Source organism: Ruegeria sp. K5 (assembly GCF_056531805.1).
This window is the reverse complement of the sequence record NZ_JBQFML010000002.1, coordinates 105,913-118,118: the sequence shown is the minus strand read 5'-3', so window position 1 is coordinate 118,118 and position 12,206 is coordinate 105,913. Positions and strand designations below refer to the sequence as shown.

General features: G+C 59.7%; 14 protein-coding genes. 5 read left to right on the top strand and 9 right to left on the bottom strand.

The window, feature by feature from the left end; all coding sequences use genetic code 11:
- Positions 1 to 115: 115 nt before the first annotated feature.
- The 3 genes from ACR0MO_RS09990 to hslO are packed head-to-tail and all read right to left on the bottom strand — an operon-like array spanning position 116 to position 2,842.
- Positions 116 to 1,270, bottom strand: coding sequence for a CCA tRNA nucleotidyltransferase (locus ACR0MO_RS09990; protein ID WP_480891018.1), 1,155 nt, complete (start codon positions 1,268 to 1,270; stop codon positions 116 to 118).
- On the bottom strand, positions 1,267 to 1,881 hold the full coding sequence (locus tag ACR0MO_RS09985) for a CoA pyrophosphatase (protein ID WP_480891016.1): 615 nt from the start codon (positions 1,879 to 1,881) through the stop codon (positions 1,267 to 1,269). Before ACR0MO_RS09985 ends, ACR0MO_RS09990 begins: the two co-directional genes overlap by 4 nt.
- The gene (gene hslO, locus ACR0MO_RS09980; protein WP_480891014.1) at positions 1,856 to 2,842 is read right to left on the bottom strand and encodes an Hsp33 family molecular chaperone HslO; all 987 of its coding nucleotides are present in this window, start codon (positions 2,840 to 2,842) and stop codon (positions 1,856 to 1,858) included. The genes ACR0MO_RS09985 and hslO overlap by 26 nt, the downstream gene beginning before the upstream one ends.
- 76 nt (positions 2,843 to 2,918) lie before the next feature.
- Here hslO and ACR0MO_RS09975 point away from each other — a divergent pair, with 76 nt between their 5' ends.
- Entirely contained in the window at positions 2,919 to 3,362 is a 444-nt protein-coding gene (locus ACR0MO_RS09975; protein WP_170453380.1) for an NUDIX hydrolase, read from the top strand.
- Here ACR0MO_RS09975 and ACR0MO_RS09970 read toward each other — a convergent pair.
- The gene (locus tag ACR0MO_RS09970) at positions 3,359 to 4,630 is read right to left on the bottom strand and encodes a PP2C family protein-serine/threonine phosphatase (RefSeq protein WP_480891012.1); all 1,272 of its coding nucleotides are present in this window, start codon (positions 4,628 to 4,630) and stop codon (positions 3,359 to 3,361) included. The genes ACR0MO_RS09975 and ACR0MO_RS09970 overlap by 4 nt on opposite strands.
- A gap of 158 nt (positions 4,631 to 4,788) precedes the next feature.
- Between ACR0MO_RS09970 and ACR0MO_RS09965 the strand changes: the two genes are divergently transcribed.
- Positions 4,789 to 5,118, top strand: coding sequence for an Hpt domain-containing protein (locus tag ACR0MO_RS09965; protein WP_170453378.1), 330 nt, complete (start codon positions 4,789 to 4,791; stop codon positions 5,116 to 5,118).
- On the opposite strand, the gene ilvA is transcribed toward ACR0MO_RS09965, so the two are convergent.
- Together ilvA and ACR0MO_RS09955 are read right to left on the bottom strand one after the other, a co-directional pair.
- Complete coding sequence (ilvA, locus tag ACR0MO_RS09960) at positions 5,115 to 6,341, bottom strand: threonine ammonia-lyase IlvA (RefSeq protein ID WP_170520933.1); 1,227 nt, start codon at positions 6,339 to 6,341, stop codon at positions 5,115 to 5,117. The genes ACR0MO_RS09965 and ilvA overlap by 4 nt on opposite strands.
- A gap of 59 nt (positions 6,342 to 6,400) precedes the next feature.
- A complete protein-coding gene (locus ACR0MO_RS09955; RefSeq protein WP_480891008.1) occupies positions 6,401 to 7,021 on the bottom strand; it encodes a threonine dehydratase in 621 nt (206 codons plus the stop codon).
- A 289-nt stretch (positions 7,022 to 7,310) separates the two neighbouring features.
- Between ACR0MO_RS09955 and ACR0MO_RS09950 the strand changes: the two genes are divergently transcribed.
- Both ACR0MO_RS09950 and ACR0MO_RS09945 read left to right on the top strand, forming a co-directional pair.
- Positions 7,311 to 8,537 carry an argininosuccinate synthase gene (locus tag ACR0MO_RS09950; protein WP_170520929.1) on the top strand — a complete coding sequence of 409 codons (1,227 nt, stop codon included), beginning with the start codon at positions 7,311 to 7,313 and terminating at the stop codon, positions 8,535 to 8,537.
- 153 nt (positions 8,538 to 8,690) lie between these two features.
- Positions 8,691 to 8,972 carry an SCP2 sterol-binding domain-containing protein gene (locus ACR0MO_RS09945; protein WP_170520927.1) on the top strand — a complete coding sequence of 94 codons (282 nt, stop codon included), beginning with the start codon at positions 8,691 to 8,693 and terminating at the stop codon, positions 8,970 to 8,972.
- 18 nt (positions 8,973 to 8,990) lie between these two features.
- Here the strand turns inward: ACR0MO_RS09945 and ACR0MO_RS09940 are convergent, their stop codons facing one another.
- Positions 8,991 to 9,572, bottom strand: coding sequence for a peroxidase-related enzyme (locus ACR0MO_RS09940; RefSeq protein WP_170631544.1), 582 nt, complete (start codon positions 9,570 to 9,572; stop codon positions 8,991 to 8,993).
- A gap of 139 nt (positions 9,573 to 9,711) precedes the next feature.
- Here ACR0MO_RS09940 and ACR0MO_RS09935 point away from each other — a divergent pair, with 139 nt between their 5' ends.
- Positions 9,712 to 10,818 carry a hypothetical protein gene (locus ACR0MO_RS09935; RefSeq protein ID WP_480891005.1) on the top strand — a complete coding sequence of 369 codons (1,107 nt, stop codon included), beginning with the start codon at positions 9,712 to 9,714 and terminating at the stop codon, positions 10,816 to 10,818.
- Here the strand turns inward: ACR0MO_RS09935 and ACR0MO_RS09930 are convergent.
- Both ACR0MO_RS09930 and ACR0MO_RS09925 read right to left on the bottom strand, forming a co-directional pair.
- The gene (locus ACR0MO_RS09930; protein WP_480891003.1) at positions 10,807 to 11,859 is read right to left on the bottom strand and encodes an aromatic ring-hydroxylating dioxygenase subunit alpha; all 1,053 of its coding nucleotides are present in this window, start codon (positions 11,857 to 11,859) and stop codon (positions 10,807 to 10,809) included. The two genes, ACR0MO_RS09935 and ACR0MO_RS09930, sit on opposite strands and share 12 nt — an antisense overlap.
- Before the next feature lie 5 nt (positions 11,860 to 11,864).
- Positions 11,865 to 12,200 carry a carboxymuconolactone decarboxylase family protein gene (locus tag ACR0MO_RS09925; protein ID WP_170453370.1) on the bottom strand — a complete coding sequence of 112 codons (336 nt, stop codon included), beginning with the start codon at positions 12,198 to 12,200 and terminating at the stop codon, positions 11,865 to 11,867.
- Between the last annotated feature and the right edge of the window lie 6 nt (positions 12,201 to 12,206).

The window sequence follows — 12,206 nt, the reverse complement described above, 5'->3', positions numbered from 1 at the left end:
GTGTCCCGGCTTTAGCCGAACCAGATCCCGTAATACATTCGCATTCCTCCATCCATGTGACAGGCGCACGTAACCACAAACCCGTTGGTTTGTCATCCCCTTTTGAGACTTCCCGTCAGCCGGTCAGCAAATCCTCGCGGGTCAGGGTGAAGCCGGAGGCAATCCAGCGCGCCTCAAGCTCGGCCAGTTTTTGGCCCAGCGCGGGGCCGGTGAAATCGGGGATCAGATCGGCCGCCTTGATCGGAAAGCGCGCGGCTGCGCCGCTGTGCAACTGGGTCCTCAGGTCGTCGGACCATGGTTGTTCCAGAAACGCGCAGCGCAACAGGGTTTCGTGCAGGCCGCCCTCATCGCCATAGCGATAGCCCAGTTCAGCCACGCTGGTCGGTGCCTGTGCTTCGTCCCGCATTCGGGTCAACCGTTGCAATTGAGACCGGCTGAGGCGCAGGGTGGCGGCGTCTTCGGGCGTGGCGATGGCGGCAAGGCGGCGCACCGGATCGGGTTCGGCCCCTGCGGCCTGTTCAATCGCCACCAAGGGCGCAAGCGCGCGGTCATTCGCGCCGGGCAACAGACGCGCCAGAACGCCGGTGCTGCGCATCGCTGCAACTGACGGGGCCGGATCGGGCGCCGCCAGCAGTTTCAGCAACTCGGCCCCGACGCGTTCGCGGGACAGGGTGGACAGGCCGTCCAGATTGTCCGCAATCGCCGCCAAAGCATCCGCATCGAACCCGGCCTCGGCATCGCCATACCAGGCGTGAAACCGGAAATACCGCAGTGAACGCAGGTAATCCTCGCGGATACGGTTTTGGGCGGTTCCGATGAAGCGAACCCGGCGTGCCTCAAGATCCGGCAGGCCCAAAAGCGGGTCTAACACGGTGCCATCGGGTCGGGCATAGATCGCGTTCATGGTGAAATCGCGCCGCGCTGCGTCTTCCTCGACCTTGTCGGAAAAGGCGACAACGGCCCGGCGACCGTCGGTTTCCACGTCGCGGCGAAAGGTGGTGATCTCATGCGGGATGTGATCGCAGACCACGGTGACTGTGCCATGGTCAATCCCGGTCGGAATCGCCTTGAGGCCTGCGGCCTGTGCCAGCTCAACCACCCGGTTCGGCAGCGCATCGGTCGCAATGTCGATATCCGAGACCGGCGCGCCCAGCAGGGCATTGCGCACGCAGCCCCCGACAAACAGGGCCTGCGCCCCGCCGTCGGTCAGGGCCGTGCAAACCCTCTGAGTTGCTGGGTCCGAAACCCAGGCCGCGCTGATCTGCTTCATTCACTCACCCGTGCCGCCAACCCGCGCAAAATGCGGGCGGTCGCGCCCCAGATGTAATAGGGGCCATAGGGCACGGCGTAATACCTGCGCCGCTGACCCCGCCATCTGCGCGACTCGATCACATAATTCGCAGGGTCCAGCACATGTGCAAGCGGAACCGAGAAAACCTCATCGACTTCGCCGGGTTCGGGCACGGGGTCAAACCCCTGCCGGACGATGGCAACCACCGGGGTCATCGAAAACGAGGTTACGGTTTCATGTTCCGGCAAAAAACCGATCACTTCGGGCAGATCGGGCGGCAGGCCGATTTCCTCGCGCGCCTCGCGCAAGGCTGCGGCGGTGATGTCCACATCCCCTTCATCCTGCTTGCCCCCCGGAAAGGCGATCTGACCGGGATGGTGTTTCAGGGCGGATGATCGTTTCGTCAGGATCAGATGTGGCTCATCGCCCGTCAGCAGGATCGGCACCAACACCCCCGCCGGACGCAATTTGCGCCCGGGCGGAAGCACGGTTTCCGGGTTCAGGTCAAAATCGCTGGACCCGTAACCCGGACGACACAAGGCCGCAGCGATGCGGGCGGTAAGGTCATGCACCGCTGGCGTCTTCTGCATCAAACCCAACCGTTGCGGGATCCAGCACATAATGGGCCCCGCAGAACTGACAATCGGCTGTCACCTGCCCTTCGGGCGTGGTCATCTTTTCGATGTCCTTGGCCGAATAGATCGACAGGCTTTGGCGCACACGTTCCTCGGAGCAGGTACAGCCAAACTGCACCGCCTGCGCGTCATAGACGCGGGGGCCTTCCTCGTGGAACAGGCGGACCAAAAGGTCGGTGGGCGCGACCGAAGGGCCGATCATCTCAAGATCTTTGACCGTATCCAGCAGGATGATGACACGGCCCCAGTTTTCGCCCTCTTCGCCATCAACCAGATCATTTGCGGTCAGGATCTCGCCGGTACCCTCGCCCGAGGCTGCAAAGGGCGAGGCTTTGGGCATGTGCTGCAACATGATACCGCCCGCGCGCCAGTGTTCGCCCACACCCGGCTCGGTCGATTTGCCGAAGCTGAGCGAGAAACGCGTCGGCAACTGTTCCGACTGGGCAAAATACGCCTCAGCGCAGGCACTTATCGAGCCTCCGGCCAGCGGGGTGATGCCCTGATAGGGCTGGGTGCCTTCGCCCTGATCGATCATGATCGCAAAATACCCCTCGCCCACCTGATCGAAGGGGGCGGAATCTGTCAGGCGATCCCGGTCGAAACTGGCATAGGCCCGGATGCGGGCCGGTTCGCCCTCGACCTTCGGCGCGTAGTAGTCCGTGGCGATCATCCGCACCGCGCCCTTGGATTGCACCTGCAAGGACAGTTTCCAGCGCAACGAAACGGTCTGGCCGATCAACGCGGTCAGCAGGGCCATCTCGGCCACCAAAGCCTCAACCTGTTCGGGGTAGTCATGCTGCTTCAGGATGCCGTCCAGCACGCCATCCAGACGGGCCACGCGCCCGCGCATATCCGATACATCGAGTTGAAAGGGCAGGACGGTATCGTCCCACGCGATTTTTGTTCCAAGAGACATGGGGTTTCCTTACACGCCAAGGGTTGGCATACCGGCACCATATAGGTCGCAGAGATTGGGTTGTAAGGGGCCATACATGATCAGACGGTTTGGCGAAACCCCCGAACCCGGGCGCAGATACACCCAAAGGGTTGGTGTTTACGCTTTGCTGCCGCGCGGCAGAAGCCTGCTGCTGACCTGCCAGACCGAACCGGGCCCGGATCTGCAACTGCCCGGCGGCGGGATCGACCCAGGCGAATCGCCTGTTACCGCGCTGCACCGCGAGGTTTATGAGGAAACAGGTTGGCGCATCGCCAAACCGGAACGCGTGGGGGCGTTTCGCCGGTTCACCTATATGCCGGAATATGACCTGTGGGCCGAGAAGGTCTGCCTGATCTATCGTGCCCGCCCGGTCCGCCGCATGGGTCCGCCGACCGAAGATATTCACGAGGCGCTTTGGATGGACACCGCGGATGCGGTGGAACTGCTGGGCAATGACGGTGATCGCCACTTTGCCAACCTGCATCTTGGCCGCCTTTAGGGGCCGTTATATTCGAAATACACCGCCGACACGTCATCACCCATACCGTCCTCGGGCGACATGAGCTGTGTCAGGCGCCAGAACATATCGTCCAGAAATTCGGACCCACCGCGCCCGGTGGCGCAGTCGAGGGCCATGTCGCGCAAACCCTCCTCTTCCAGCAATCCGCCCTCTGCCAGATGGCATTCGGTGAACCCATCGGAATACAGCAATAGCCGATCCCCCGGATGCAGTTGGGTTTCGATCTGTTGAAACGACACGTCCGAGATCAACCCGATTGGCAGCCCCCCTTCGCCCAGAAACTCGGTGCTGCCATCCTTGCGCAAAACCAACGGGTGAGGGTGCCCGGCCTGTACCAGCTTCATATTCCCGTTGCGCAGATCGACGATGGCGTAAACCATCGTGAAGTACTCCTCGATACCGGCATCCGCCATCAACCGCATATTCAGCATCCCGGCCACCTCATCCGGCGGCAACAGGGCGTAGAATTTATCGAAACGACGCTCCATCGCCACGTTCTGATCGAAATGCTTGCTGGACAGATAGCCACCCAGCCGCGCCGTCATCATGGCCGAGGTGATGCCATGGCCCGACACGTCAATGCTGTAGAAACCCAGCCGGTTTGGACCGGGTGAGAACATGCCCACCAGATCACCACCAATATGACCGCAGGGTTTCAACAACAGACTGACGCGGGATTTGCCGAATGTCTGCGTCAGTTCAGGCACCAGCGATTCCTGAATCTTGCGGGCCTGCATCAGGTCCTTGTCGATAGCGTCATGTGCCAGCTTCAACTCGTCCAAGGCGGATTCGATCAGCCGGTTCTTTTCGGACAATTCGCGCTGCATATCCAGAATTCGCGCCCCTGCCGATATACGGGCGCGCAGTTCATCGGCCTCAAGCGGTTTGATCAGGAAATCATCGGCCCCGGCATCAAGGCCGCGCGCGACCTCCTGCTTTTCGCTTTTTGAGGTCAACAGGATGAAATAGCTGTAATGCTCGGCCTCAAGCGCGCGGAAGGCGCGGCAGAACTCCAGCCCGCTCATCCCCGGCATGACCCAATCGCTGAGCACAAGATCGGGCACGGACCGGGCGCATAACTCGATAGCGGCTTCGCCAGTGTCGGCCTCAAGCACCTCGAAGCCCCATTTCTTGAGCGAGGCAACCAGAATCCGACGTTGCAGGCGGCTGTCATCCACAACCAGCACCTTTCGGATCGCGCCGAAATCCAGATCCGATCTGGTTTCCTCAAGATTTGCCGCTGGCACTCTGCAACCCCATGCTGTTCCTCTGACCGGGACAGGGTGACCGTATCGCCCGGGGGTTTAACATCAGGTGAAGGCCCTCGGGCCCCTCGGAGTTTAACCCGACATTTACCCGTACCGAGTTACCAAGGGTCAGCCCAATCCGATGCAGGAGGATGACAATGATCCACTGGCCCCGAGTCAGACAGTTGCGGGACGAGGTCGGCGCGGATGAGTTTGACGAGGTTATCCAGATCTTTCTGGATGAGGTGCAAGAGGTCATCGCCCGCCTGCACGCCGATACCCAGCGGCTTGAGCTGGAACAGAACCTGCATTTCCTGAAAGGCAGCGCGCTGAGCCTTGGGTTCGACCAGTTCTCAAGACTCTGTCAGGATGGTGAGCGGCGCGCCGCAGCCGGTCATGCGGCCGAGGTGGATCTGTCCGAAATCCTGTCCGTCTATGACGCATCCAAATCGGTGTTTCAGGCGGATCTGGCCCGGAACCTGACCTAGATCACAAACTGCGCCAGGGTCTCATCCTCGGTGATGTCGGTATAGGTGAACCCGGCCTCATCAAGATGCGCAAACAGGCGCATGAAATTCTCGGGCTTGCGGGTTTCGATGCCGATCAGGACCGAGCCGAAGTTGCGGGCCGATTTCTTCATGTATTCGAATCGGGCGATGTCATCCTCGGGGCCGAGGATGTTCAGGAACTCTTTCAACGCGCCGGGGCGCTGCGGCAGGCGCAGGATGAAGTATTTTTTGACCCCGGAATAGCGCTGAGCCCGCTCCTTGACCTCGGGCAGGCGTTCAAAGTCGAAATTACCACCTGAGGTAACGCAGACCACCGTCTTGCCCCGGACAAAGCTTTGCACATCGCCCACCGCCTCGACCGCCAGCGCCCCGGCGGGTTCCAAAACGATGCCTTCGACATTCAGCATTTCGATCATGGTGGCGCAGATGCGATCCTCGGACATCACCAGAACATCTGACAAATGGCGAGAGCGCAGCAGGTCAAAGGGTTTCGCGCCGATCCGGCCAACGGCGGCCCCGTCCACAAACGTATCCACCTGATCCAGTGACACCGGATGCCCCGCCGCCAAAGCCGCGCGCAGGCACGCCCCGCCCGCAGGTTCGACAAACAGGCAATGCGTGCGATCGCCGAACCACGTTGCTACGCCCGCCGACATACCGCCGCCGCCCACCGGCAACAGCAGATGATCGGGTACACCGCCAAGCTGTTCCTCGATCTCGACCGCCAATGAGGCCTGTCCTTCGATCACATCTTCATCGTCAAAGGGCGACAGGAAATGCCCGCCCTTTTGCGCGCACCAGGCCTGCGCGGCGGCCAGAGTGTCATCGAAATAGTCGCCGGTCAGGTGAATCTCGATATTGTCGCCGCCAAAGATGCGGGTCTTCTGGATCTTCTGCTGCGGGGTTGTCACCGGCATGAAGATCACGCCTTTGACGTCCAGATGCTTGCACATGAAGGCCACGCCCTGCGCGTGATTGCCGGCGCTGGCGCAGACGAACAGGTCCTGCCCCTGCTGCTTGCGCATGGCATTGAACGCACCGCGAATCTTGTAGGACCGCACCGGGCTGAGATCTTCGCGCTTGAGCCAGATATCGGCGCCATAACGGTCGGACAGATGCGCATTCCGCTGCAGCGGCGTTGCAGGGAAAACAGTGCGCATCGCCTGTTCGGCGGCACGGGCGCGGGTCATGAAATCACTCATGACCGTTTCACTGACCCATCCCGGCTAAAAGGGCAAGGAATACATATGTGTACGGGCGGTCAGGAGAGTTCGCGTTTTTCGACGAAAACACCGTACATCGTGGTCAGGATGCTGACATTGATAAGGTAGAGGATCAACGTGACTGCAAAAACAACCAGCGCTCCGACAATCGAAACACCCATCAATGGCGCTGTGATAAGGTTCACCGCACCCTGAATAAGCCCGGACACGATCAGCAAAACAAAGATCGCGCCCTCGGCACCTCGGGTCGCGTCCCATGCCTGTTTGAACGTCAGGGGCTGACCAATCGCGGCAGCTGGCAGCAATACGACCAGCCGGTACAGGCAGACGATTACGCCCAGCGCCCCAAGACCCAGCACAACAATGCCCGACGACTGAGACATTGATGAGGCAATGCCAGAGGCAATCGCGACTGGTATCAACAGGATAACGGCGGCAAGACCCAACAAAAACCCGTGGCCGACATAGGACAACACGCGATCAACCCGGAACTGCGGAATCCATCCCGTCGGGTATTCGGCCAGCAATACAAATCGGTGCCATTCGACAACGATCCAGCATGCCGTGATCAACATGCCAATCCAGATCACGATCAGGACTAGGAAGATCGTTGCATTCCCTGATGAGAACAGATCGTTTTCCGGTCCCCCGGAGGACATCATCCTCTGCAAAATACTCGCAGCGACAAACACGACAATTGCACCGCCAAACCAGAGTGCAACAGGAACGAGACCGATCTGCAAGGCCTGCCTGAAATTGCCCAAAACCATCCGCACCGAATGCACAAATATCTTCCAGCCCAACATCCGAAAACCGCGCCTCTCAACCAATTCTTGTTCTCTATCGCCTCGTTTCACCCCAATTCCCGCGCCTCGTCAACGCACATAACTTGCCCCCGCGTTCAAAACCCGTTAGGGGCCAATCGTCTTACGAATAAGGGGAAGTCAGATGTCCGCGCCCAAGAAAGTTGTTCTGGCCTATTCCGGTGGCCTTGATACCTCGATCATCCTGAAATGGCTGCAGACCGAGTATGGTTGTGAGGTCGTCACCTTCACCGCCGATCTGGGTCAGGGCGAGGAACTGGAACCCGCCCGCCAAAAGGCCGAGCTGCTGGGGATCAAGCCCGAGAACATCTATATCGAAGACATCCGCGAGGAATTCGTGCGCGACTTCGTCTTCCCGATGTTCCGCGCCAATGCGCAGTACGAAGGGCTGTACCTTCTGGGCACCTCGATCGCGCGCCCGCTGATTTCGAAACGTCTGGTCGAGATTGCTAAAGCGACCGGTGCCGATGCCGTCGCCCATGGCGCGACCGGCAAGGGCAACGATCAGGTCCGGTTCGAACTGGCGGCTTACGCGCTGAACCCCGACATCAAGGTGATAGCGCCGTGGCGCGAGTGGGATCTGACCAGCCGCACCAAGCTGCTGGAATTTGCAGAGCAGAACCAGATCCCGATTGCCAAGGACAAACGCGGTGAAGCTCCGTTCTCGGTCGATGCCAACCTGCTGCACACCTCGTCGGAAGGGAAAGTTCTGGAAGACCCCGCCGATATGGCGCCCGATTACGTCTATCAGCGCACCGTCCACCCCGAGGACGCGCCCGATCAGCCCGAGTTCATCGAGATCGGCTTTGAAAAAGGTGACGCGGTCAGCATCAATGGCGAGGCGATGAGCCCCGCGACCATCCTGACCAAGCTGAACGAATATGGCGGCAAGCACGGCATTGGTCGTCTGGACCTCGTCGAAGGCCGGTTTGTCGGCATGAAGTCGCGCGGCATCTATGAGACCCCGGGCGGCACCATCCTGCTGGAAGCACACCGTGGCATTGAATCCATCACCATGGACCGCGGCGCGATGCATCTGAAAGACCAGCTGATGCCGCAATATGCGGAACTGATCTATAACGGCTTCTGGTACTCGCCCGAACGTGAAATGCTGCAGGCCGCCATCGACAAATCGCAAGAGCACGTCACCGGCACTGTCCGCGTGAAACTGTATAAAGGTCTGGCCTCGACCGTGGGCCGCTGGTCGGATCATTCGCTCTATTCCGAGGCGCATGTGACCTTTGAGGAAGACGCCGGTGCCTATGACCAGACCGATGCGGCAGGCTTTATCCAGTTGAACGCGCTGCGCCTGAAACTGCTGGCGGCGCGGGATAAGCGCCTGGCGAAGTAACCGCCGCCGCAGACTGAACCTACGACCCCGGCGACCCTTGAGGATGCCGGGGTTTTCTTTATCGGATCAACGCTCTGTCAGTTCCCGCGACGTCAGGCTTGCCTGACCTCCGGGTTTGTCCTTACGCAAAGGTCAACTTGGAAAGGACAGATCATGCTGCAAGAGATTGCCGACGGAATTCAAAAAGGCCTGAACGGCAAAAGCTTTGATGGCTCGCTCAAATTCGATTGCGGCGACGATGGTGTGATCGTTCTGGCCGACAATACCGCCAGCACCCAGGATCGCGACACCGATTGCACGATCCGGATTTCCAAAGACAATCTGGGCAAATTGCTGACCGGCAAGCTGAACCCGATGACCGGCGTCGCGCTGGGGAAACTCAAGATCTCGGGCAATATGGGCGTTGCGATGAAGCTGGGGCAGTTGCTGGGCTGAATTCAGCCCAATCCCCGGCTAGTCGTCGCCTTTGTAATACCCGATCACATCGTTCTCGGTCGTGGCCCCCAGCCCGTTCAGCAACCGGTTGGAATAGTTGAAATACGCGCAGACCTGATTGACCTCGAGGATTTCGCCATCCTCGCACCCGGCGATTTTCAGCGCCTCGAAATCCGATTTCACCATCTTTCCCACATCCGTGGTCAGCTTGGCCGCATAGCGCAGCAAGGCCAGTTCCTTGCCGTCGAACTCATCCTCGGGTCGATGCGCCTTGAGCGCGACAAAAATCCGGTCGCTGCGCGGCTGATCCTTCAGCAGATTGCGCACGTTCATGAAGTGATGCGTCAGCGAATAGGTACAGTCGTTCAGGATCGAGGTATAGCTGGCCACCACCTCAAGAAACCAGAACGGCAGCTTGTTGTCCTGTGAATGCAGGACCGACCGATACAGCGTGACGTGCCCGTTCATCGTCTCGGGCCGCAACGAATGCACCCGCATCACGGTGTCGACGGTGCCGTGCGGCGTCCGCGCTTTGTCCAACAGCTCTTTCAGGCGACCTTCGGCTTGTTCATCGGGGATCATGTCGATCCAGGCGCTCATCTGGGGTTCTCCTGCGGTTGATTGCCGGTGTTTTTGGGAGTGTCAGTAAAAGTTTTTACTGGCAAGAGATTTTTGATTATAACAAAATCGTGAACAGGCCAGCGAGTCTTGGGATCATTCTTGGTAAGGAGCAGACGGAATGCACCGGTCTGATTTGTATTCAGGCGCTGAAAACCTGTTGCTGCGATGCGGTGGCCTGTCCCGGGGCGATCGCCTGCTTGTTCTGTGCGAAGACCCCGGAAACGCCTACTACGATGAAGAGATCGGACAGGCCATTCTGGACTGCGCCCGCACCCTGCAGATCGACACATCCGTACAAACAGTGCCTTTTGACCCGATTGAGGTCAAACTGTCCGATCAATTGATTGCCGATATGAAGGCTGCGGATCGAACGCTGTTCCTGTCCCGCACCGGCGACCAGATCAGGTTTGACACGGGCTTGTCGGGCATTCAGCCCATCATGTCATATGCGTTGGACGCGCAGATGCTGGCCTCGGGCTTTGGCCGGGCGAATTACACCGGGTTTGTCGCCCTGAAAAACGCGGTGAATGCCGTGATGGCCGGGGCCGAGCGCATCCATGTCACCTGCCCCTTGGGTACGGATTTCAGCGGACCGGGGGCCGCGTATCCTAAGCAAGGCGCAGCGGATGTCAGCGTGGCGCGCTTTCCGATGTCCGTTTTTGCGCCCGTCCCGGCCCAGGGCTTTTCCGGCATTGTAATGCAGGATGGATTTCTTGTGGGGACCGGGTCGAAATTCTATCAGCCTTATGGCTGCGACCTGAGGGAACCGTTGGCGGTTCACTTTGACGGCGGGCGTTTGACCGGGTTTTCCGGTCATGACATGGACGTTCACTGCGCCCAGATGCATTATCAGAAGGTCGGGCAGATGTTTGATCTGGACCCGATGACCATGCATTCGTGGCATGCTGGCATTCATCCGGGATGCGCCTATACCGCGCCTGCTTTCGAGAATTTCGAACGGTGGAGCGGGTCGGCCTTTGGCAACCCCCGCCTGTTGCATTTTCACACCTGCGGGCATTACGCGCCGGGTGAGATTTCGCTGAACGTGCTGGACCCGACGATTGCCGTGGATGGTGTGGCGATCTGGGACAATGGTGTTTTCAGACCCGGGCTGATCCCGGGTGGGCAGGCAATTCTGGACGAATACCCCTGTATCAGAGCCGTTTTTGACGCGCCCGAACAGCGGGTCGGACAGGGCGCAAATGGCCGGTTGTCAGCCCACTGACTCGGACGCGATCATCTTCGCTACCCGCGACCGGAAACGCATCGCGCCCGCATCCAGCCCAAGGTTGATATAGCCGGATTTGCGCTGCGCCATACCGGTCTGGACATATTCCAGCACCTCTTTGTCCTCATTGAACGCCATAACCGCGCCGTCGAACATCCGCTGGGACATGGCGGCGTCATCGGCGTGCATGTTGCGATGCTGGAACCAGAAATAGCGTGCGCTTTCGTGATCCACCGGCGTGATGAAGTTGTAAGAGATATTGATGAACGCATTGTCCGAGATGGGACGATCCGCCCCGCCCTCACCCACCGGCGTATAGACGGACATGTTGATCGCGGTCGATGGCAGGCGGCATTCGTAATGCTGCTTGCGGTCGCAGGTTGGGCCAAAGGGCAGGATCGGCGCATAGTATGGCGGTGCAGGTTCGTCCGCGATCCAGCGTGAGACGATGACGCCGCTTTCGGTCTCTTCCAGATCAAGGGGCCGGTTGTCGGTTCCGGCCCCGGCAAATGAAGTCAGATGCACCCAGGCCACATGGCTGGGGTCCAGCAGATTGTCGATGATGTACAGGTAGTGGCACGCCATCTCCATCGCGCCGGTCTGGGTCTTGCCCCAGCTTGGGTTGTCGAAATTCGGGATGTCGATGATGTCATCCGGATTGGCCTGCGCCGGATCACCCATCCACAGCCACAGGAATCCCCAGCGATCCTCGGCCGGGTAGGAATGCACAGCGGCGCGACGCGGGGGGTTGTCCAACTGCGTTGGCGCGATCACACATTCGCCGCTGCAATCGAAGGTCAGCCCGTGATAGCCGCAAACAACATGATCGCCCTCGACCGTTCCGCGCGACAGGGGCAGTTTGCGGTGCGGACAGGCATCTTCCAGCGCTATGGCCGCGCCTTTGGTGTCGCGGTAGATCACGATCGCTTCGTTCAGCATCCGCACGGGACTGAGATCGCGACCGAAATCCCCGCTGCGTCCTGCAACGTACCAGCAGTTTCGGATAAAGCCCTCGGCTCCGGCCAGATCAGGACGCATGGGGGTTACTCCGAAAACACATCAAAGGCTTTCAGGGCCTTTGCACTGTATCCGAAGGATGGGCCTCCACCCATATAGGTTGCCATGGCGAGCGCCTCGCACAGTTCCTCGCGCGTGGCACCCAGGCGGACGAGCGATTTCACGTGAAACCCGATGCAGCTGTCGCATTTTGTGGCAACGGCAATGCCCAGCGCGACAAATTCCTTGGTCTTTTCGCTCAGCGCCCCATCGGCCTTGGCGGCCTTTCCCATGATGCCAAAACCGCGCACGGTTTCGGGCACTTCTTTCGAGAAGGTGCCGATATTGGCCTCGGTCTCGGCCATGAAGTCTTTCCAGTCCATTTTATT

Excerpts from the sequence above, each read along its gene's own strand:
- ACR0MO_RS09935 (WP_480891005.1), top strand. The coding sequence starts at position 9,712 with ATGCACCGGTCTGATTTGTATTCAGGCGCTGAAAACCTGTTGCTGCGA.
- ACR0MO_RS09925 (WP_170453370.1), bottom strand. The coding sequence starts at position 12,200 with ATGGACTGGAAAGACTTCATGGCCGAGACCGAGGCCAATATCGGCACC.
- ACR0MO_RS09940 (WP_170631544.1), bottom strand. The coding sequence starts at position 9,572 with ATGAGCGCCTGGATCGACATGATCCCCGATGAACAAGCCGAAGGTCGC.
- ACR0MO_RS09990 (WP_480891018.1), bottom strand. The coding sequence starts at position 1,270 with ATGAAGCAGATCAGCGCGGCCTGGGTTTCGGACCCAGCAACTCAGAGG.
- ACR0MO_RS09955 (WP_480891008.1), bottom strand. The coding sequence starts at position 7,021 with ATGTCCTCCGGGGGACCGGAAAACGATCTGTTCTCATCAGGGAATGCA.
- ACR0MO_RS09930 (WP_480891003.1), bottom strand. The coding sequence starts at position 11,859 with ATGCGTCCTGATCTGGCCGGAGCCGAGGGCTTTATCCGAAACTGCTGG.
- ACR0MO_RS09945 (WP_170520927.1), top strand. The coding sequence starts at position 8,691 with ATGCTGCAAGAGATTGCCGACGGAATTCAAAAAGGCCTGAACGGCAAA.
- ACR0MO_RS09965 (WP_170453378.1), top strand. The coding sequence starts at position 4,789 with ATGATCCACTGGCCCCGAGTCAGACAGTTGCGGGACGAGGTCGGCGCG.
- ACR0MO_RS09975 (WP_170453380.1), top strand. The coding sequence starts at position 2,919 with ATGATCAGACGGTTTGGCGAAACCCCCGAACCCGGGCGCAGATACACC.
- hslO (WP_480891014.1), bottom strand. The coding sequence starts at position 2,842 with ATGTCTCTTGGAACAAAAATCGCGTGGGACGATACCGTCCTGCCCTTT.
- ACR0MO_RS09950 (WP_170520929.1), top strand. The coding sequence starts at position 7,311 with ATGTCCGCGCCCAAGAAAGTTGTTCTGGCCTATTCCGGTGGCCTTGAT.
- ilvA (WP_170520933.1), bottom strand. The coding sequence starts at position 6,341 with ATGAGTGATTTCATGACCCGCGCCCGTGCCGCCGAACAGGCGATGCGC.
- ACR0MO_RS09985 (WP_480891016.1), bottom strand. The coding sequence starts at position 1,881 with ATGCAGAAGACGCCAGCGGTGCATGACCTTACCGCCCGCATCGCTGCG.